Below are 20,615 nucleotides of genomic sequence, written 5' to 3'. Positions count from 1 at the left end.
AGGCATATTTTTGGACTTTTTAAGTTTTATTTTTCTTATATCTGCATTGTGGATGTTGCAAACAAGAAATGTGACAAAAAGCGTATATTTATTGATCTTGCAGTCTTTGTCACTAAGCATTCTAATGATAGGCATTCCGATGATTTCTTTGGGTTATGATTTCAATCTTTTTCACTCGGCTATCGCTGCTATATTAACCTTCTGTGTGAAGGTCGTTTTTCTTCCCTTTATAATCCTTCGTGTTAACAAAAAACTTAGATCAAACGATCTCGTTCCTATGAATATGTCACAGGGTCTTTCTTTATTGATAGGGATATTTCTTATTGGGTTTTCTCAAGTTTTGAACTCTTCAGGCTTCTTCAGCACATCTCATTTAAGTTCTGGGTATTCATTTTTTGCAATTTCGTCGATCTTGATCGGATGTTTTTATATGCTAAGTCATCGTGCTCTTCTATGTCAGATTATAGGAATAATCGTTATGGAAAACGGAATATTTTTATATTCTGTCTCCCTTACAAATGGAATGCCTCTGATTTTCGAATTTGGAACCTTTTTTGATTTACTTGTTGGGGTTCTCGTAATGGGAATTATGACCAATTATATTCATGGTCTTTTCGAGTCGACAGATACTGAAAATCTAACTGAATTGAAGGGCTAATCGTGATACTCTTATTTATAGTTTTAATACCGATAATATTTTCTTTTTTCTGTGTTTTGCCAAAACAAACCAAGATAACTCAATGGATTGCATCTTGTGCAATTGTATTAATGAGCTTATTGGCATTCATATCATGTTTTTATGTTTTAACATCAGGCAAAATACTCTTCTTATCAAATATATTTGCTATCGATCTTCTTTCAGTCCCATTTGTTCTGGTAATCGCCATAGTCAGCCTTATATGCTCAATTTCATCTATTGGCTATGTGAATAGAGATATCGAAATAAATGAAATGAAAAAAAGTTATGTTAAACCATTTTATGTACTATTATTATTATTTGTCTGCACAATGTATTTATCAGTTCTTTGTCAAAATCTCGGCTTAATATGGGTATCCATCGAAGCAACAACTGTAATATCAGCATTGCTGGTTGGCTTTTACAGAAAAAGGGCATCTCTTGAAGCTGCATGGAAATATATCATTCTTTGTACAGTTGGAATTGCATTTGCGCTCGTTGGATTGATTTTAATATATCAAGCAGAACAAATCTCACTATTCAATGGCGTTGAAACTCTTAACTGGTTCAAGCTTATTTCATATGGAAAAAATCTGGACCCAAATTTGATGAAAATTTCATTTATATTTATTATGGTTGGATATGGAACGAAAGCTGGAATTTTTCCTATGCACACATGGCTTCCAGACGCACACGGGCAGTCTCCAGCTCCAATAAGCGCTCTTCTTTCAGGTGTTTTGCTTAACTGTGCTGTTTATGCAATTTTGAGACATCATTTATTGCTTTCCTCAGCGGTTGGCAGTGGTTTTTCCAGTAATCTGCTATTAGGTTTTGGGGCTCTTTCAATGATATTTTCAGTACCTTTTATTTTGACTCAACGCGACATAAAAAGACTTTTCGCATATTCGAGCGTCGAACATATGGGCATAATTCTGATAGGTTTTGGTTTAGGGAATTTTTTTGGAGTGCTTGGCGCAATACTTCATATGTTCAATCATTCTATTGGAAAGTCAACGCTGTTTTTAAGTACAGGATCTATTGTTAAAAGATATGGCAGCAATAACATTGCAAGATTAAAAGGAATCGGTCAAACAAAGCCAATTACTTCAATAATATTTTTGTGTGTATTGTTAGCTATTGCTGGATCTCCTCCATTTGGACTTTTTTTAAGTGAGATGTACATCGCGTATGCTATTTTTCAAAAATTTGGTTTTTTTCCAGGTATAGTCTATCTTACTTTAATAGCTACCGTATTTGCTGCGTTTATGTATTATTTAGGGAAAATGTATTTTAGCAATCAAAGACCAGATTTTAAGTTTAAAGAGCGCATTGGTCTGCAACATATTTTTCTTTCTATTCCTATTATTATTCTAATAATTACTGGCTGTTTTCTTACACCTTCTATAAATATTATTTCAAAAATTGTTGAATATTTTATGAGAGGTATTTGAAATTATGAAAAATTATATATTGGTTACCACTACAAATGAAAGCTTAGACAATGAAATTATTAGCTTGAGAAGTTCTGGCGCTCAACTTCTGACAATTTTTGCAAATGATGAGAGATCGGTTAGCAATAATTTTAAAATATATGCGATTTTTCTTATGAAAAATGGTGATATCGTCGAATTATCTTTTTTTGTTAACTCTGATCAGTCTTCATATAATTCTATCTCAAGGTATTTTCCATCAGCTAACTGGCTTGAAAGAGAAATATTTGACACATTTGGAATAAAACCTATTGATCACTCTGACTTAAGGCCTGTTATCAATTTTCCTGACTGGCCTAAGGACATATTCCTAATGAGAAAAGATTTTGTTGATAAAAAGGTTGATCGTGGAATTGCTAAAGATTTTAATTTTATCCCTGTAAAAGGTGAGGGCATTTTTCAAGTTCCTGTTGGTCCAATTCACGCTGGGATAATTGAACCTGGCCATTTTAGATTTTTTGTTTTTGGAGAAGACATGATAAATTTGCAGGCCCAACTCTTTTTTACTCACAGGGGTATAGAAAAGAGATTAGAGGGCTTAGACATAAACGATGCGCTTTTTCATATCGAGAGATTGTGCGGTGTTAGCTCTGTGTCTCATGGTTATGCTTTTTCAAAGGCTATTGAAAATATTTACGATTTGCATACATCTAAATACTCCGAATTTTCAAGGGTGATAATACTCGAACTTGAAAGGCTATACAATCACATAGGCGATATAGGCAATATGTGTGCTGGTGTGGGCTTTCACTTTGCAGTGAGCAGGGGAGCTATTTTAAAAGAGAGACTTCAACAATTAAACTTTAAATATTTTGGGCACAGATATCTTCGTGGAATTATATGTCCTGGAGGCTTGAACAGGAGCATGCTCTTTGATGATGAAATGTTTGTCAAACTGGATGCTATTGAACACGAGTTAATAGAGCTTTTCGAATCTATAAGAGGTTATGAGCTCTTATTAGATAGATTTATTACCACTGGAGTGCTACCTAAAGATGTAGCGTCAGAAATGGGGGCTACTGGAGTAGCATTAAGGGCTTCTGGGATAAATTTTGATACCAGGAAAGATATTGGATATTCTGTATATCCAGATTTAAAATTCAATATCCCTTATCAAACTGAAGGAGATGTTTACTGTAGGTTTGTCCAACGATATGAAGAGTCTATTGAATCTTTCAAGATAATAAAACAGTGTTATGAAAATATTAAAAAATTAGATAATAAAGCCTTTTTTACAGATTTACTTGAAAAAATTAAAACCAATACAGGCATAGGAATTACAGAAACCCCAAGAGGTACAGCCTTGCATTGGGTTATGCTTGACGACTTTGGTAAAATTTTTAGAATTCATATTCGTTCTGCTTCTCACAGAAATTGGATGGTCTTGCCAATATGTATTCCGAAGAATATTATTCCAGATTTTCCGCTAATAAATAAGAGCTTTGAGTTATGCTACTCATCTTGTGACAGGTAGGAGGATATATTGTTTAAAGTTTTAAATCGTCTGTTAAGAACAAATGTGGTTACAAAGTCGATTGATGAATTATCTGAGTCATTTAAAGATTTTCCATCTATAGACGCTTCTATGTGTCCAACCAATTGCAATTTGTGCGTCGAAAGATGCCCATCTCATGCCATAGATAAAGATAAAGAAATTAATAATATAAAGTGTACTAACTGCAGACTATGCTTTGATACTTGTACATTTGGAGCCATTGAACTTATTGAGAGACCCATAATCATAAACGAAAATTCTAAAAATATTGAAATGTTTAGAAAACAATTTAAAGATTCGATTCATATTAGATATGTGGATACAGGAGAGTGCAATGCATGTCTTTTTGAAGTGAATGCTACCTCAAATTCGTTTTATGATATTGATCAATATGGCATCAGCTTTGTGGCATCTCCAAAACATGCTGATGTAATCCTATTTACTGGATCAATAGTAAGAAATATGGAAAAACCATTTCTGGATACTATAGTTGCTATTCCTAAACCCTATATTGTTATTGCAGTTGGTAATTGTGCATGCGGCAATAATATCTTTGTTTCTGAATATGCAAAAAACAATTTACCAGACAATGATTTTATAGACGTTTATATTCCTGGTTGTCCACCAAATCCTTTATTGATAATTAAAGGTATTTTAAAGGCGTTGGGCAGAATAAAATAAATTTATATCTTTTTTAATTTCTTACTATAAAATATTTAGTATGATAAATTTAGTATTTATAATTACATAACTGTATGATTTTAAGAATTCTTTTATCTACAGTAAAAATAAATCTGAAACAGATTTTAAAGGTTGTTATTATGAGCTCTGGCATTGCACTGTGCATTTTGGTCATTACTTTGATTACATCTATCAGCCTGGGCGCAAGAGAACAGGTAAGCAATCTGCTTCAAAAATTTGGACCAAAATCAATCGTAATTCTTGCTGGTGGTAAAAGGCAACCCGGGCAGCCTTTCGAGCGATCTACCACGCTTACGCTAAAGGACGTAGATACAATTAGATCTCAGATCAATGGCATTGAATCTTTATCGCCAGCTTTCAATAGCACAATGAATGCTAAGTATAAGGATCAAAATATCGATACCACAGTTTCAGGTTCCAATGCATCCTGGCCAGATACATGGGATTGGAACGTAATAGAAGGAAGATTTTTCACTCACAATGAAGATTTTCACATGAGAAGGGCAGCTGTATTAGGTAGGACGGTCGCAAACGACCTATTCTTGGGTGAAAATCCTATTGGAAAGACTATCAGAATAGAAAACACACCTTTTATAGTCATAGGAATATTAAGCCCAGAAGGCACATCTCCCCATGGCAACGATAGAGACAACAGAATCATTATTCCATTGAAAACAATGCTCAAGAGAATGGTAAATGAGACCTATCTCTCTTCAATCAGGATAAAATTTGAAAAACAGTCGTATATAACTTCTTCAGTACCTGACATTGGCAATATTTTAAGAAGAAATCACAAAATTTATAACGGGCTGCCAGATGATTTTACTATAATTACTCCTGACCAGATAATTCAATTTCTGAACAATATTAATTTGACAATGAATATATTTTTAGTTGTAGCAGTTTTAATATCTTTGATTATCGGTTCTGTGGTAGTATCAAATATTATGCAGGCCTCAATTTCTGAAAGGGAGAAAGAGATTGCGCTCAGGAGAGCATTTGGAGCTACTAAATTTCAAATTATAGTACAGGTTTTTCTTGAGATATTTGTAATAAGTTTGATTGGTGCCTTTTTTGGCACAATATTTGGCACAATTTGTTCGATCGCATTGAACAGCTTTACTGGAATACCTATTTCTGTAAGCCCATTTCTATTTCTGATAGCTTTTTGCTTTTCTACTGTAATTGCATTAATCTCAGGTATTAGGCCAGCTTTGAAAGCCAGTTCATTTGACCCAGCTGTTATCTTACAAAGATAAACTCACCCTCTAATAACAATTTGACAATATTTTAAAAAAGTTGTAAAACTCAATTAGAGGTGAGAAAAATGATACCAAAAAATGTCTTAACTGAATTGGAAGATATAGTCGGGAAAGAAAACGTGCTCACTGATTATGCAGATATTTTTGTGTATTCCTATGATGCTACGCAGCTACATAAAGTACCAGACATGGTAGTAATAGTATCTAACTCAAATCAAGTTTCAGAAGTGGTAAAGGTAGCCAGAAAATACGATGTCAATCTTTATCCAAGGGGTTCGGGTACCAGTATTAGCGGAGGTCCAATACCTACTGATGGTGGAGTAGTTCTGGAGCTAAGCAGACTGAACAAAATATTAGATATCGACACAGAAAATATGATAGCTGTTGTAGAGCCAGGCGTGATAGCTGCTGTTTTAGATGCTGAGGTTGCAAAAAAGGGCTTGTTCTATCCTCCAGATCCGGGCAGTCTTTCTGTGGCCACGATTGGTGGCTGTGTGGCAGAGGGAGCGGGAGGTTTAAGGGGATTGAAATATGGAACAACAAAAAATTACGTTATAGGTTTAGAGTTTGTCCTGCCAAATTCGGATATAGTTCAGACGGGCAGTTTTTCGCTTAGAGGTGCTCCAGGTTTTGACCTGACTCACCTTTTCGTATGTTCAGAGGGCACATTGGGGATAATTACAAAGATAATGCTAAAGCTAATTTATCCGCCAAAAATGATAAAGACAATGCTGGTGATGTTCGATGAGATTGAATCAGCTGGCATTGCAGTGGCCAAAATTATTGAAAACAAGGTTATACCATCCACTATGGAGCTATTGGATAAGGTATCGATAAATGCAATTGAAGACTTTAACAAGATTGGCTTGCCAAGAGATATCGAAGCGCTCCTATTAATAGAAGTGGACGGTGAGCCAGAGGACGTCGAAAAATCAGCCAAAATCGTGGAAGAGGTTTGTTCAAAGGCGGGCGCCAGGTCAATAGAAGTAGCAAAGAATGAAACTGAGAGAAATAGACTGATGCAGGCAAGAAGGTCTTTGTTTCCTGTTTTGGCAAGACTAAGGCCTACTGCGATTACTGAAGACGCTACAGTCCCCAGAAGTAAAGTGCCATTGATGATAAAAAGAATTCATGAGATTAAAGAGAGATACAACCTTCTTATAGGCAGTTGTGGCCATGTGGGCGACGGAAATATGCATCCAATTCTTCTTACAGACAAAAGGGACAAAGTAGAAATGGAAAAAGTAGAAAAGGCAGTTAGTGAGATCTTTGATTATTGTATAGAGCTTGGTGGAACGCTTACCGGAGAGCACGGAATAGGAGTAGTAAAGGCAAAGTTTATGGAAAGAGAATTTAAAAAAGAAGGTATGAGGTTTTTTTCTGATATAAAAAATTCAATTGACCCACAAAACATAATGAATCCGAATAAGATACTGAAAACTAAAGATATAAAAGTTGATTACGTGTGAAAAGATTGACGCAAAAATTGGTTCATAATATGTTTAAATAGGTTTAAAATATTATTAATTAGCTGATGATTTTTTGTTAAATGATATGTGCATTTTTTTAATTTCTAAATTTCACGATATATAATTCGAAAGGGGAGAGTAGCGCAGAATATGAAAAAAAGTATTGTCATATTGTTCTCAGCTGCAATATTTATCGTCGCTATTTTCTTATTATTTGTAAATAAACCTATAGACAAAAAAGAAGCTGCAAAGTTAGAAAGCAAGCCGACTGACGCTCAAGCTAAAGCATTTGATACACAAGAGCCCTTACTTTCAGACAAGGCTGTTCTTAATTCACTGGCATGGAAAAATTGGTTTGGACATGATTTAAACAAAATTCCTCATAAAACAGTAATAATTAATTATGAGTCTCTGGATGCCTTTCCTGAAAGTTCAAAGATCTTGTCTGGATTTTGCTGGATATCATCTGTCGCAGATGATCATAATAAAATGGCTTTCAGGTGCATGTCAGAGAATCAAATACTCGATCCATGCTTCACGACGGCTTTCAAAGGTGTCATGGCTTGCGATATTAACCCATTTAATAAGAACATCGTTTTGCTGAAGTTAAACAAATCTCTTGATGGGATAAAATTAAATGCACCAAAGGAAGAGGATAATGAATGGGGATTTTTATTACAACTCGATAATAACGTTTCGTGTTCTATGCTAACTGGAACAAGGCTTGTATCAAACGGTACTGTATACCCTTACGGATGCTGGTACACTGGCAAACAAAGCCAAGATGCTTATTCAGATAAATATCTGAATGGTAGATTTTTAGATACAACTTCTTCTCCATATTGGAATTTCGAGGTGATAGAGGTTCCAAAAAATTCTAATCACTCCGAAAAAGATGCTTTTATTAAAAAAACGTTTAATGTTTTAAGAGTTTTTCGATGATAAAAAGCTAATAAAAATTTATGATCTATTTGAGTTCTGTCTTGTTATCATCCAGTTTGGGTAGATTTCTTTAACTGCACTTACTTCTGAGAGCATATCAATTTCATTTTTGGTAAGTTTTAGATCTGCTGATTTTATGTTATCTTCTAACTGATTCATTTTATTTGCGCCTATAATAACCGATGTTACGCCTCTTTGGTGCAAGAGCCACGCAAGAGCTACTTGTGCAGGGGATACGCCTCTTTCTTTGGCGATTCCAAGTAAAACATCTATAGTGTCATAAGCTTTTTCTTCATTGATCGGTGGGAAGTTAAATGCGCTACGTCTTGCTCCCTGTGGTTTTGGATTGTCCCTGGTATATTTTCCTGACAAAAATCCTCCTGATAGAGGTGACCAGGTCATAAGTGCAAGACTCTCTTCTATGCAAAGTGGTAAAAGCTCATGTTCAAGGTCTCTACCCAGAAGCGAATAGTACGCTTGCAGGCTGACAAATGAAGAAAGATTCTTTAATTGTGAAATTGCCAGTGCCTTCATAATGTGTCTTGACGCTAAATTAGAGCAGCCAATGTAGATTACCTTGCCCTGTTTTACTAAGATATCCAATGCTTCAAGCGTTTCCAATAGTGAGGTAATGAGATCTACGCCGTGAATCTGATATAAGTCAATATAATCAGTTCCCAGCCTTTTTAGACTATTGTTGCATGCCTCTATTATGTGCTTTTTTGATAAACCTACGTTGTTTAAATCGCTTGTCCCCTGCAACGCCTCCTTGCTCATAGCGCCCTTAACTTTGGTTGCGATTATTACCTTTTCTCTATTTACAGAAAGATTTTTCAAGGATTTGCCAAGGATAATCTCAGATTCACCATACGAGTATACGTCAGCAGTATCTATAAAATTTATTCCAGCTTCAAGAGATTTTGCGACTATCTGATCTGCCAGATTTTGATCGACTGCGCCGATATTATAGAAATTTGATCCAAAAGTCATTGTCCCAAGACATAGAGAAGAAACCCTAAGACCAGTTTTTCCAAAAATTTTGTACTCCATAAATATTCCTCCATTTGAAAAATATTTTTTATTAAGTTTATTATATCACTAAAATATAAATTGTTATTATAAAAATATTTGATTAATTTAATATGATATTGTTTATATGTAGGGCTCAATCAAAAACTCCAAATAATGTAAAAACTAATAATAGTCTTAGAATTATCCTTAATGCCAAAAAAATTGTTATACTAAATTATTAAGCAAAAATTTATTTAAAGGGTTAAAAATGTCAAGTCATGTTTTTTTATTAATGAATTTACAATTGCATATTAGATCCTAATACTCTAATATTTGAGCCCCTACAAGATGGCAAATATATAGCTACAAACATGCCTTCTGGTTGCTGGGAGCCGATGATAAATCCTAGAACTATAAATGTATTACAAAAAACCGAGCCATAAATATATATGACTCGGTTGTAAATTTACTTATATTTTAGCTTCAGCATCAACTATGTGGCTTGCTTCGTTACTAGCTTCTTCTAATGATTTACCGCTTGGTTCAGTTATGAACGCTAATGTAAGCAATATTCCAACTATTGAAAATGCTGATGTCAAAACAAGTGTTTTGTCTAAACCTAAAGTTTTTAAGATTATTGGGAATATGAACGCACCAATAAATGCTCCAATCTTTGCTACTCCAGCAGAATAACCATGTCCAGTAGTTCTTAGATTTACAGGAAATACTTCTGCTGCTAACAAAAAGGTGGTGGTGTTTGCACCAAATTCTGCAAAAAATATGACAAACCATACAGTGTTAAAAATATTGCTATTGATTGTGTGAGGAATGGGAAGGCTCCTATTATAAAAAACATCAATCCCATAAGCGCAAAACCTATAATCTGAAGTCTTTTGTGACCAATTTGATCGACTGTAAGCAATGCTAAGATATATCCAGGAACAGCTGCAACTGAAAATAGAATTAAGCTCATAGCTGTGGATGCAAGAATATTTGCGTGTGGAACTATTTCTTTCATGATTAGTGGAGTTGATATTGCATTTCCATAATATGCGAAGTCAAACACAAACCATGTTCCAGCAGTGCCAATTAAGGTAAAAATATATTTTGAAAGTGGAGCTTTTACAATATTATCTTTACCATTTGATATTGCAGTCCCCAGACTAAATGAGGCTAGTTCATTTGCAGCCCTTTTAGCATCTCCTTTAACCCTTGCTATCCAGCGAGGTGATTCAGGAAGAGTTCTACGAATATAAATAACTGACATTGCTGGCAGAGCGCCAAGGCCTAGCATAATTCTCCAAGCGAGATCATGATTGACTCCTGCTGCTAAAAGTGTAAGCGCTACAGCTGGTCCAATCACCAAACCGAGCGCTTGGGCTGAAAAGACAATACTTACTAATCTTCCCCGAGATTTTGTATTCGCATATTCACTCATAAGAGTAGCAGAAAGAGGATAATCTCCACCTATTCCTAAGCCTAAAATAACTCTTGAAATTAGCAAGAACATTACATTTGGGGAAATAGCAGATAATATTGATCCCACGGTCATAAGGATTGCTTCTAAGCCATAAATTGATTTTCTTCCAAGTATGTCTGCAAGTCTTCCGAAAACGAATGCTCCTACAAATGTGGCTATCAGTGATATAGAACCTATAAGACCGATTGCGCTACTAGATAAGTGCCATTCATCTTTTATGAGGACCAACGCTGTTCCAATAATAAAAAGATCATAAGCACAGGTAAAAAACCCCATTCCAGAAGCAAAAAGTGCTTTAAGATGAAACAGGCTAAAACTTGAAGTATTTAGAGCCTCTGAAACTGTATTTTCTTTAACATTTTTTCTTGAATCAAAGTCAATATTATCCACTAATACCTCCCAAAAGTTAGAATAAATTATTACAAAAGATTCAATTTCTCCTCCTTTCTCTAGTTGATATTAGTGATAATATTAAAAAAAATCATGTTAATTGCTTGTTAATAATCTGTTAAAATATAATTAATGTATTTTGATAAAAATTATATAGTCTTCTTGAATATTTTTTAACTTATGATTAACTTTACATTTACACTTTGTTAACAATTTTAATTTAATATTTATTTAAATATCAAAAAGGGAGGTTGGGACATTGAGAAAATCATTTTTATGTTTTGCAGTTGTTATTTTGCTTTTGCAATTTATATTTTTTCAATCCTCTTCATTTGCTGGAAGTTCAAATTCTGTTCCTACAGATCAGAATTTGACTCCTGCAGGAGAGCAAGTGCTTTTTTCTGGTAGACCCAATGCTATTGCTATAAGCCCAGATGGCAAAACTGCTGTAGCGAATGTGGGGGGATACCCAGAGAACTTTACTCCAGGTTATTCTCCAATAGTGGTAATAAATTTAGATGAAGACAAGGTAATCCAGAATGTCAGCCTGTCAAAAAGTGAAAGAGGCGGTTCTTATACTGGAATAGTTTATTCAAAAGATGGCTCTAAGTTATATGTCTCTTTCAGCGATGGAAAAATTCTTGATTTTAATGTGGATAATGAAGGGCTTTTAACTTTACACAAGACAATAGAATTGTCAAACAACGTAGACGGCAATACCGCCGATCCAGGCGGACTAGCTATCTCACCTGACAACTCTAAATTATACGTAGCATTGAGCAGGAACAATTCAGTAGGCATAATAGATCTTTCAAATGACAAGTTTATAGGTGAGGTTCAGGTTGGTAACGCCCCATATACAATCTTAATTGACTCAAACTTAGCTTTTGTTACAAATCAGGGAGGAAGGGTCGCCACAGCTGGTGATTACACGAATTATTCGAGTGGAGCTTCAATAGTTTCAAATCCCGCTACTGGGGCAGCTAACACTGGCACGGTTTCTGTGATAGATCTTAACACTGATTCAGTAATAACAAATATTGCTGTAGGTTTGCAGCCTACCGCAATGTGTCAGAACAAAGAAGATATTTTTGTAACCAATACCAATAGCGATACGATTTCAGTTATAAACAAGAAGTCTCTAACAGTAGTAAAGACTATCAGTATTCATCCGTATCCAAACTCTATATTTGGCAGTCAACCAAATGCAATCGCAATTTCATCTGAAAATAAATTATATGTTAGCCTTGGTTCCAATAATGCTGTAGATGTTTATGATTGGAATGGGGAAAACGAAGCGGTAAAATTTGACGGTCTAATTCCTACAGGGTGGTATCCTGGTGATATCGCTATTGATAAAGCGCTAAATAGTATTGTAGTAGCAAATATTAAAGGTGTCGGATCCCTGGGTAATGAGGTGCCATTTGCCCATTCAAAACAATTTTTTGGACATTCAGTATACGCATGGCTTGGAAGTATATCTATCGTAAAGTATCCCGACGATACTGCCTTATCTAACTTTACAAAACAGGTATATGAAAATAATAATTGGGGCCGTTTGATGAAAGATAACCCTAAGGTTCAATACAGTTCAGGTCCTGTCGCAATACCTTCTGATTTAGGTGAATCATCTGCTATAAAACATGTTTTTTATATTATTAAGGAAAATAGGCCATACGATCAGGTACTTGGTGATATGAAAGAAGGGAATGGTGACCCAAACCTGGTGGTATTTGGCGAAAAAGCTACCCCAAACGAACATGCTTTAGCAAGTGATTTTATCCTATTTGATAACTTTTATTGCAGTGGCTCAGTTTCTGCTGATGGGCATCAATGGACCGATCAAGGTTTAGACCCTGATTATGTAGAAAGGCAATTCGGTGATTTTCCAAGAAGCTATCCAAATGATGGCGGAGATAGTTTAGCCTATCTTTCATCGGGTTTTATTTGGGAGGATGCAGTGAATCATGGTAAGTCAGTGGCTAATTTTGGAGAATATGTAATGTATTTTCGTACTCCCACTGGAGCAGGTGTAGAATCTCTTGGCAGCTGGGATGAGTGGTACAAAGACTCACAAATCCTTGAGGGAAAGGCTACTGGTAAACTTCACGTTTCAGTTGGAAGATTTCAATCTGTATCGGATGTAGTGTCAAATGATAAGCTCTTAATTCGAGATTATCCACCATTTTGTCTAAATATACCCGATCAGTATAGAGTGGATATTTTCTTGAAACAATTTAACTCATATATAGAAAACAACAACTTGCCAAATCTTGTAATTATGTCTCTGCCTGACGATCACACAGGGGGGACAAAACCAGGATTGCCTACACCAATGGCTATGGTAGCGGATAACGATCTTGCTTTAGGTAGAATTGTTGACGCTATAAGCCATAGCAAGTACTGGAAAGATTCAGTCATATTTGTGGTGGAAGACGATGCGCAGAATGGGATAGATCATGTAGATGGTCACAGAACTACAGCATTTGTAATAGGTCCATACGTGAAGAGAAATTTTGTAGACCATACAATGTATACTCAGATAGATATGTTAAGAACAATAGAACAGATCTTGGGCTTGCCGCCAATGAATCAGATGGATTCTGCCGCAACTCCTATGTACAATGCGTTCACAAATACGCCAAATCTTGCTCCTTATGACGTGCTGGCAAATAATATTCCCTTAGATGAGATGAATCCAGATTTAAATACCTTGAAGACTTCAGACAACAAGCTTCAATATTTGTGGGCTTTGGCTTCAGAGAAGATGTTTTCAGGTTCTACAATGGATGACGAGGACAAGCAAAGTGTGAATCTCTTTAACCGAGATATATGGTATAGCGTGAAAGGCTTTAATTCACCATATCCAGGCGACAATAAAGTATTTTCGCCTGTTGAAGCAAAGATTTTGCCTGTAATGAACAACAGCTATCACAATTAGACTGTTGAGCCCTGTGAGATAAATTTTATTTCATAGGGCTCATTTACTAAATATCTAATTTTTCATTTAAACTGGAAAAGTACTTAATTAACGACATAGGATGTTCATATTTTTCACACATAAATAAATATTCTTCATAAAATATTTCTTTATTGAACTTTTTTGAGAGTTCCTGAGCTACTTTTTCAGAAAACGTGTACACATTGATATCGTTTCCTTGAACAATCGCATGGCAAAAAAATTGGCCTGGCCTAATTGATTTCAATTTATAGTTTTTGTTATTTCTATCTAAATATCTTTGTAAATCATCTATGCTATCAAACAAAGGCATACATATTCCTCCTAAATATTTAAGTTATATTGCTATATGAGACATTTGTATTATAATGTACTCTAATAAATAATTTTTTTATAGGGGGTTTAAGGCTTGAAAAATTTATTAAAAATGATGATTTTTATTTTGCCATTTATTTTTTTGTTTTCAATTTCATACGCTGAACAATCTGAGATGCTAATTCCTCATCCTGACACAAAAAATATTTCTTCTAACTGGCTGCCTATAAAAGACTCTCTGAACAAAAACCTTTCTAGTACTCCTTTAGGACTATACTATCCTGTATTTTATTACTATTATCCAGAAACTATTACGGTAGATAAAGATAACGAAACTCTCACCGTATGGATATTGGAAGCTCCTTCAAATAACGCCATATCTCTTAGCTGCGCAAATAGCACTGGTTGGTTTTCAAAGTCTTGCTTTGTGGATCACCAAGAAGTATTCTACAAATTCGACTATTTGAGAGGAACCTATCAAAGAATTTCGCCTGTTTATTATTATGATGCCAATGACAATCTTACGAACAGATCAAAGGATGAAACATCGAAAATTGAAGAGATTAAAGACGGCTCTATCCAACAAAAAGAATATGAATTTTTTAAAAGGTTTTTGAAATAAAAAATCAAAATGAAGGCCTTAGTCTTAGATAAGATTTCCAAAGTAGAGGATGCTCCCCTTAAAAATAGAGAAGTAGGCTCCCCATTTCCAAATGAAAGTGAGATCTTAGTTGAGATTTCTTGTTGCGGAATATGTCATACCGAGCTTGATGAGATTGAGGGTAGGGTTATACCAAAGCTGCCAGTTATACTGGGGCATCAGATAGTAGGTAGAGTTAAAGAAATTGGAAAAAATGTTACAAAATTTCAGCCTGGCGCAAGAATTGGTATCGCATGGATAAATTCAGCTTGTGGGAAGTGTTATTTTTGTGAAAGAGGCGAAGAGAATCTTTGCAATGATTTTAAAGCTACCGGATGTGATGTGGATGGAGGTTACGCTGAGTATTGCATAATATCAGAAGATTTTTGCTATAAAATACCCGATAGGTTTTCAGACGTTCAGGCCGCACCACTTCTGTGTGCTGGAGCAGTAGGCTACAGGTCGCTAAAGCTTACGAATATGAATGACTGCGATTGCATAGGACTTTTCGGTTTTGGAGCCTCAGCTCATATTGTACTTCAGATTATAAGAGGGCTTTATCCAAATTCAAAAGTATTTGTATTTACCAGGAGAAAAGACGATTCTGCAAGCAAGGTGGCGCAAGATATGGGAGCTGATTGGGTGGGTACTACTGGAGATACGCCCCCGAAAAGGCTAAATCGTGCTATTGACACTACGCCTGCAGGTTATGTAATAAGAGAAGCATTAGGTGTTCTTGAAAAGGGCGGGAGATTGGTTACAAATCTTATCAGAAAAGAGTCTCTCATACCAGAGCTTGATTATCAAGAACATCTGTGGAATGAAAAAGAAATTAAAAGCGTAGCTAATATTACAAGAAAAGATGTAAGAGAATTTTTAGATATTGCATCATCCATCCCAATAGTATCAAAAGTGCATGAATTTGATTTTCATGATGCAAATAGAGCTCTTGCAATGCTTAAACATGGTGAATATAAGGGAGCAGGCGTTTTAATTGTTAAATAAATTATGTACTGTGAGGAGTGGTTTATGAAATATGCTTTGATCGCTACTGACTGCGAAAGTGAGATTTTTAAGGGGAATTTTGAAGAAGCGCCTTTTTATTTAATTTTTGATAATGATAAATTTTTGAAAAAAATTCCTGGAGAGACTCTCTCAAACATTGATTTATCCGAATATATATTGATTGGTTCCAAAATTAGCGATGAGTATAAAGAAAAATTAGTTAAATTAAATGTAAATTCTATAATTTCAGATTTTGAAAGCCTACAGATCGCTAAAGCTTTCTATTTAGACTTTTTGAAAAAGGTAGAAGTTTTTGAAGAGTACTCATCTGAATATGAATCCTGGTTTGAAGAGAATAAATTTGTTTACCTGTCAGAAATAGAAGCGTTAAAAATGGCAGTTCCTTCTGAGGGGAAAGGTCTTGAAGTAGGGGTCGGAAGTGGACGATTTGCTAAGCCATTGGGAATCTCATTTGGGGTAGAGCCTTCAGATAAAATGGCTCAAATTGCAAGAGATAGGGGTATAAATGTATATAAGGGCTTAGCTGAAAATTTGCCTTTTCCTGACGAAGAATTTGATTTTGTGCTCCTTGCAGTAACGATTTGTTTTGTAAATGATCCAGAAAAAAGTTTATTGGAAGCGAAAAGAGTTCTGAAAAATGGTTCAAAATTAATAGTTGCTATAGTTGACAAAGAAAGTGAGCTTGGCAGATTGTATCTAGAGAGACAATCAAACAGCGTTTTTTACAAGAATGCAAGACTCTTTTCGTCAGAAGAAGTAATTGAGCTTTTTAATAAAATAGGCATTCGATTCGCAGGAGCTATTCAGGTACTGTTTGATAGAAATGTTATTGATTTGAATTACGTACAGAAGCCTGAATCTGGTTATGGGAGGGGCGCTTTTGTGGTCATAGTAGGTGAAAAAGCATAAAATTTTGTGATAATAATCATTTGACCTATTTTAGGATGTTTAAGTATAATGTTAAATGTTTTGGAATAAGTTCAAATTTATAAGTAACTTTTTAGATGTATACCATTTAAAAATTAATATTGTAATAAAAATTTTACTAGGAATCTTAATATTTCTTTTATTTGATTTTGCTATTTATAATGCCTATCAACCTTTAAATAACTCTCTTTCAGGTAAGTGGGAATTAGAATCCAGCAATATTAAAAAAGAAATAGTTCTGCCATATACCGAACAGGTGCCAGACAACACAATCCTAAGGTTTAAAAAAACATTTAAGAAAATTCAGGCTGACACAGTGGTCATAGAGAGCATTGACTGTGCTGGCTTTGAGGTTTTAATAAACGATAAACTTGTATTTAAAAAGGGCGATATGAACAAAGCAGTCTTCAATATACCCTGGAATGAAACTTACTCAATATATTTTGATCCGAATATTATTAGAGATGATAACACTTTGGAAATATTAGTAAGCGGTTTTTCTATATCGGGTATAACGTCTGTTCCGTATTTGGGTTTGGACGATAAGATAGCTCCAATCCAAAGTCTTTACAACCTTATCAGCTATTATTTTTTTCTAATATGTATCGGTGCTATTTTAATATTTGGGATAATTTTATTAGTTTTTGGGTTTCAAAATCAGTTAATAAAAAATATCTATTTAAATTTTGGCATATCTTTTATATTTGTTTCAATATATCTTTTTGAGTTTGTTTATTGGGGCACTCCAAGTACATTTTCTTTTGTGATGTTTAAAAAAATAACATTATCATCTTCTCTAATAGCATCACAATTTTTCTTAATGGGGACAGAGTATTATTGCTTTAAAAAATATCTATTGTCAAAATATACATCTTCTTTAACTGTTTTATATTTGATATATATTATTTTTATTGGCAGTCCTGCACAACTGATGGGTTCTTCAGTTAATTTCAAAGACTTGGCATTGTTGCTGAATCTGTCTTTAGTTGTATATTTTGTCGTAAAAGCTAAAAAAATTCAATTAATATTGCCTATTGTAGTTCTTTGGTTGACAATCATGAAGAGTATTTTGATATTAATAATAGGGCAATCCCAAGATTATTCTTTTATATATGGCATAGCTCTAACTTTATATGCTTTTGGGATGATTTTACTTGAAGATTATAAGAATATATATCAGAATATGGTAATTTCACTAAATAAATACACCACTGATGCGTTAACTAACACATTTAACAGATATATTTTATCTAATATTGTTTTTTCTTCATCAGATATATTTATTGTAATTGATATTGACAACTTTAAGGCGATTAATGATAAATATGGGCACGTATTTGGCGACAAAGTATTGAAAGATTTTGTAGATGTATCTAAGCAAAATTTGCGCGACAATGATTTAGTTATTAGAATGGGTGGAGATGAATTTTTAATTGTATTAAGAAATTGTTCTGATAATACTGCTACAAATATAATCAACAGGATAAAGAACAAATTTATAAAATCATCAGAAGAAGCTCTAACCACCTTTTCTTATGGAATTTCTCAATTTACAAGCAATTTTGACGATACATTTAAGAATGCTGATGAAAGTATGTATGAGATGAAAAATATGCATAAAATCACATAATGTATTATCATTAAATAAATACTATAAGTTGGTGGAGTTTGAATAATCTTAAGTTAGGTCTAATAATAATTGTTTTTTTAGCCATTAGCATTAATTGTAAACAGGCATTGGCAAGCAATTGGATATTTTTTGCAAGCGATAGCACATATGGGAATCAATATTTTTATGATGCAGATAGCATAAAATATATTTCTAAAAATATTATTGAAGTAAATTATAGAGAATTGTACTCTGGATCAGGCAAAAGCAGCTATATTTCAATTTTAAAATCTAACAATATATCAACTTATGGATACGATTTGCTTTTATATACGATTGTTTATTTGAAGTTGGATCTCAAAAATAATTTAATAATGATAATATCTTTTACTGACTATAATAAAAACGGGGATATTTTGTACCTTGATAGCATAGATAACCCAACCTGGGATTATGTGCAAGAAGGAACTATTGGCAGACTTCTAATAGAATCCATAAAGAACAATCAAAACAAATAGTCTTTAACAGTTTTTTTATAAAGTTTAATTAAGGAGGAGATTATGTTTAGAGGAGTTTATACGGCTTGTATTACAATTTTAGATGGGAATGGTAATTTCGATCTTGCGAAAATGGCCGTTCACATAGATAATCTCATAAACAATGGAGTAGATGGAATATTATTTCTTGGGAGCATTGGTGAATTTTATTCTTTCTCGGTTGAGCAAAAGAAGAAATTCGCATCTTTCGTCGTGAATGCGGTAAATAATAGGGTAAAAGTTCTTATTGGTACTGGCTCTACAAATATAAATGAGGTTATTGAAATGTCAAGGTATTCCAGAGAAATTGGGGCAGATGGAGTGACTATTGTATCGCCATATTATTTTGGACCATCTGAGGGCGCTGCAGAACAATACTTTGGAAAGATTGCTCAGTCGGCAGATATCCCCATTATGTTATACAATTTTCCTGCCAGGACAGGGACAGAGTTATCTGCTGAAGTAGTATCAAATCTTGCAAAAAAATATTACAATATCGTTTCTTTGAAAGACACAGTTGACAGCATCAGCCATACGAGAAGTGTGATACAAAAGGTAAAATCAATTAGGCCAGATTTTACTGTTTTATCAGGTTTTGACGAATACTATATTCTAAATAGAGTTTCAGGTGGAGATGGAGTGCTATGCGGCCTGGCCAATGTAGATCCGAAACTTCTTGTCAGTTTGCATCGAGCCTATGAAAACAAAGATTTCGTTACAGTAGAAAAATGTGCAAAAAAGATTTCTGTTCTAATGAGACTGTATGAGTGTACTGATCTTTTCATTACCGGCATCAAGGCTGCTGTAAAAGCTAATGGGTTAGATATTTCTACCTTTACTAATCCGCCAGGGGTCAATATAACTGATGAGCAATTCGACAACGTTAAAAAAATTATTGAAGAGGCAAGAGCTATTGTATGATAAATAGTTTTTTGAGAGTTTAGGGAATGGAGGCATTTTTCAAAAATGAATTATTTGTTTTTAGATGTTGAAACAGTTATTGATGATGATCTGCTAAAAAAAGCAGGATCAGAAAAAAATAAAAAACAGTTCGACAACAACGAGTTCGTTAGTCAAAATGTATTTCATATTCCTATTTGTTTTTCTGTTCTTGGCAATGTGGACACAGACGATTTCTATTTTAAAACCTTTGTGAGCCAAAATGCATCATTAATAGTTGATAAATTTTTTTCGGGTTTTTATCTGTCTATAAGACAATCAAAATCACAAAAATCACAATATCCTGTCATAGTTACTCACAATGGGCAAAGTTTTGATATGCCCATTCTTACCCTGAGAGCCATCAAGCATTATGATGCATTGTCGGAAAATGCAAAAAATGGCTTGAAAGAATATCTTGATACCAGCGACAAATGGGAAAATAATAGACCAGATTATACAAGCAGAAATACACTTTATCATATAGATACTTATTTGCTTACAAATTCTTATTCTTCCCTGAAGGCTCTTTGCATGTTAAACGATATAGACAGCAAAACTCAAATGGACGGTAAACAAGTCGCTGAATATTTTAAGGCTAATAAATTGGAAGAAATTGCTCTCTATTGTGCTGAAGACGTTCTTTCACTTTCAAAGTTGTTCAATAAGATTAATATTGCGCGCGGAAATAATTCATTGGTATTGCCAGAGAATTTCAATCAGTGTGAAGTAAATGTATTGGCTTAA

Annotated in this window: 17 protein-coding genes and 1 pseudogene; 15 read left to right on the top strand and 3 right to left on the bottom strand. The window is 34.3% G+C overall.

From position 1 onward, the window contains the following. Positions 1-10: 10 nt before the first annotated feature. The 7 genes from V4762_RS02655 (at position 11) to V4762_RS02625 (ending at position 8,036) form a co-directional block, all read left to right on the top strand. Positions 11-658, top strand: a complete 648-nt coding sequence (locus V4762_RS02655; protein WP_347314230.1) for a hypothetical protein — start codon at positions 11-13, stop codon at positions 656-658. A gap of 2 nt (positions 659-660) precedes the next feature. Continuing rightward, the gene (locus V4762_RS02650; protein ID WP_347314229.1) at positions 661-2,127 is read left to right on the top strand and encodes a hydrogenase 4 subunit F; all 1,467 of its coding nucleotides are present in this window, start codon (positions 661-663) and stop codon (positions 2,125-2,127) included. A gap of 4 nt (positions 2,128-2,131) precedes the next feature. Beyond that, positions 2,132-3,640, top strand: a complete 1,509-nt coding sequence (locus tag V4762_RS02645) for a hydrogenase large subunit (RefSeq protein ID WP_347314228.1) — start codon at positions 2,132-2,134, stop codon at positions 3,638-3,640. Positions 3,641-3,649: 9 nt separating this feature from the next. Further along, positions 3,650-4,342 (top strand): NADH-quinone oxidoreductase subunit B family protein, encoded by a 693-nt coding sequence (locus V4762_RS02640; RefSeq protein ID WP_347314227.1) that lies wholly within the window; start codon positions 3,650-3,652, stop codon positions 4,340-4,342. 140 nt (positions 4,343-4,482) lie between these two features. Beyond that, positions 4,483-5,622, top strand: a complete 1,140-nt coding sequence (locus V4762_RS02635; RefSeq protein WP_347314226.1) for an ABC transporter permease — start codon at positions 4,483-4,485, stop codon at positions 5,620-5,622. Positions 5,623-5,690: 68 nt separating this feature from the next. Continuing rightward, positions 5,691-7,094: an FAD-binding oxidoreductase gene (locus V4762_RS02630; RefSeq protein WP_347314225.1), complete on the top strand. Its 1,404-nt coding sequence runs from the start codon at positions 5,691-5,693 to the stop codon at positions 7,092-7,094. 150 nt (positions 7,095-7,244) lie between these two features. After that, positions 7,245-8,036: a hypothetical protein gene (locus V4762_RS02625; RefSeq protein ID WP_347314224.1), complete on the top strand. Its 792-nt coding sequence runs from the start codon at positions 7,245-7,247 to the stop codon at positions 8,034-8,036. 18 nt (positions 8,037-8,054) lie between these two features. On the opposite strand, the gene V4762_RS02620 is transcribed toward V4762_RS02625, so the two are convergent. Beyond that, positions 8,055-9,086, bottom strand: coding sequence for an aldo/keto reductase (locus V4762_RS02620; RefSeq protein WP_347314223.1), 1,032 nt, complete (start codon positions 9,084-9,086; stop codon positions 8,055-8,057). Positions 9,087-9,517: 431 nt separating this feature from the next. Then, positions 9,518-10,803, bottom strand: a pseudogene (locus tag V4762_RS02615) (MFS transporter). A gap of 373 nt (positions 10,804-11,176) precedes the next feature. Here V4762_RS02615 and V4762_RS02610 point away from each other — a divergent pair. Next, the gene (locus V4762_RS02610; protein WP_347314222.1) at positions 11,177-13,858 is read left to right on the top strand and encodes a bifunctional YncE family protein/alkaline phosphatase family protein; all 2,682 of its coding nucleotides are present in this window, start codon (positions 11,177-11,179) and stop codon (positions 13,856-13,858) included. Positions 13,859-13,904: 46 nt separating this feature from the next. Here V4762_RS02610 and V4762_RS02605 read toward each other — a convergent pair whose 3' ends face one another. Continuing rightward, positions 13,905-14,189 (bottom strand): hypothetical protein, encoded by a 285-nt coding sequence (locus V4762_RS02605; protein ID WP_347314221.1) that lies wholly within the window; start codon positions 14,187-14,189, stop codon positions 13,905-13,907. Positions 14,190-14,285: 96 nt separating this feature from the next. On the opposite strand from V4762_RS02605, the gene V4762_RS02600 reads away from it, so the two are divergent. Genes V4762_RS02600 through V4762_RS02570 form a run of 7 tightly spaced genes read left to right on the top strand, consistent with a single transcriptional unit; the run spans position 14,286 to position 20,615 of the window. Beyond that, positions 14,286-14,813, top strand: coding sequence for a hypothetical protein (locus V4762_RS02600; protein WP_347314220.1), 528 nt, complete (start codon positions 14,286-14,288; stop codon positions 14,811-14,813). A gap of 9 nt (positions 14,814-14,822) precedes the next feature. Further along, on the top strand, positions 14,823-15,836 hold the full coding sequence (locus tag V4762_RS02595; protein WP_347314219.1) for a zinc-dependent alcohol dehydrogenase family protein: 1,014 nt from the start codon (positions 14,823-14,825) through the stop codon (positions 15,834-15,836). A 24-nt stretch (positions 15,837-15,860) separates the two neighbouring features. After that, the gene (locus V4762_RS02590; protein ID WP_347314218.1) at positions 15,861-16,766 is read left to right on the top strand and encodes a class I SAM-dependent methyltransferase; all 906 of its coding nucleotides are present in this window, start codon (positions 15,861-15,863) and stop codon (positions 16,764-16,766) included. Positions 16,767-16,821: 55 nt separating this feature from the next. After that, positions 16,822-18,414: a GGDEF domain-containing protein gene (locus V4762_RS02585; RefSeq protein ID WP_347314217.1), complete on the top strand. Its 1,593-nt coding sequence runs from the start codon at positions 16,822-16,824 to the stop codon at positions 18,412-18,414. Positions 18,415-18,452: 38 nt separating this feature from the next. Then, a complete protein-coding gene (locus V4762_RS02580; RefSeq protein ID WP_347314216.1) occupies positions 18,453-18,911 on the top strand; it encodes a hypothetical protein in 459 nt (152 codons plus the stop codon). Between the two features lie 42 nt (positions 18,912-18,953). Next, on the top strand, positions 18,954-19,850 hold the full coding sequence (locus tag V4762_RS02575; protein WP_347314215.1) for a dihydrodipicolinate synthase family protein: 897 nt from the start codon (positions 18,954-18,956) through the stop codon (positions 19,848-19,850). Positions 19,851-19,895: 45 nt separating this feature from the next. Further along, on the top strand, positions 19,896-20,615 hold the full coding sequence (locus V4762_RS02570) for a ribonuclease H-like domain-containing protein (protein ID WP_347314214.1): 720 nt from the start codon (positions 19,896-19,898) through the stop codon (positions 20,613-20,615).

The organism is Thermodesulfobium sp. 4217-1 (assembly GCF_039822205.1).
Classification (GTDB): domain Bacteria; phylum Thermodesulfobiota; class Thermodesulfobiia; order Thermodesulfobiales; family Thermodesulfobiaceae; genus Thermodesulfobium.
Note: the sequence above shows the minus strand (reverse complement) of the source record. Positions and strands in the feature narration are given on the sequence as shown.

Bases quoted from the DNA above. Each gene is read 5' to 3' on its own strand.
- V4762_RS02645 (WP_347314228.1), top strand. From the start codon at position 2,132: ATGAAAAATTATATATTGGTTACCACTACAAATGAAAGCTTAGACAAT.
- V4762_RS02635 (WP_347314226.1), top strand. From the start codon at position 4,483: ATGAGCTCTGGCATTGCACTGTGCATTTTGGTCATTACTTTGATTACA.
- V4762_RS02630 (WP_347314225.1), top strand. From the start codon at position 5,691: ATGATACCAAAAAATGTCTTAACTGAATTGGAAGATATAGTCGGGAAA.
- V4762_RS02625 (WP_347314224.1), top strand. From the start codon at position 7,245: ATGAAAAAAAGTATTGTCATATTGTTCTCAGCTGCAATATTTATCGTC.
- V4762_RS02620 (WP_347314223.1), bottom strand. From the start codon at position 9,086: ATGGAGTACAAAATTTTTGGAAAAACTGGTCTTAGGGTTTCTTCTCTA.
- V4762_RS02605 (WP_347314221.1), bottom strand. From the start codon at position 14,189: ATGCCTTTGTTTGATAGCATAGATGATTTACAAAGATATTTAGATAGA.
- V4762_RS02595 (WP_347314219.1), top strand. From the start codon at position 14,823: ATGAAGGCCTTAGTCTTAGATAAGATTTCCAAAGTAGAGGATGCTCCC.
- V4762_RS02590 (WP_347314218.1), top strand. From the start codon at position 15,861: ATGAAATATGCTTTGATCGCTACTGACTGCGAAAGTGAGATTTTTAAG.
- V4762_RS02585 (WP_347314217.1), top strand. From the start codon at position 16,822: ATGTTTTGGAATAAGTTCAAATTTATAAGTAACTTTTTAGATGTATAC.
- V4762_RS02575 (WP_347314215.1), top strand. From the start codon at position 18,954: ATGTTTAGAGGAGTTTATACGGCTTGTATTACAATTTTAGATGGGAAT.
- V4762_RS02570 (WP_347314214.1), top strand. From the start codon at position 19,896: ATGAATTATTTGTTTTTAGATGTTGAAACAGTTATTGATGATGATCTG.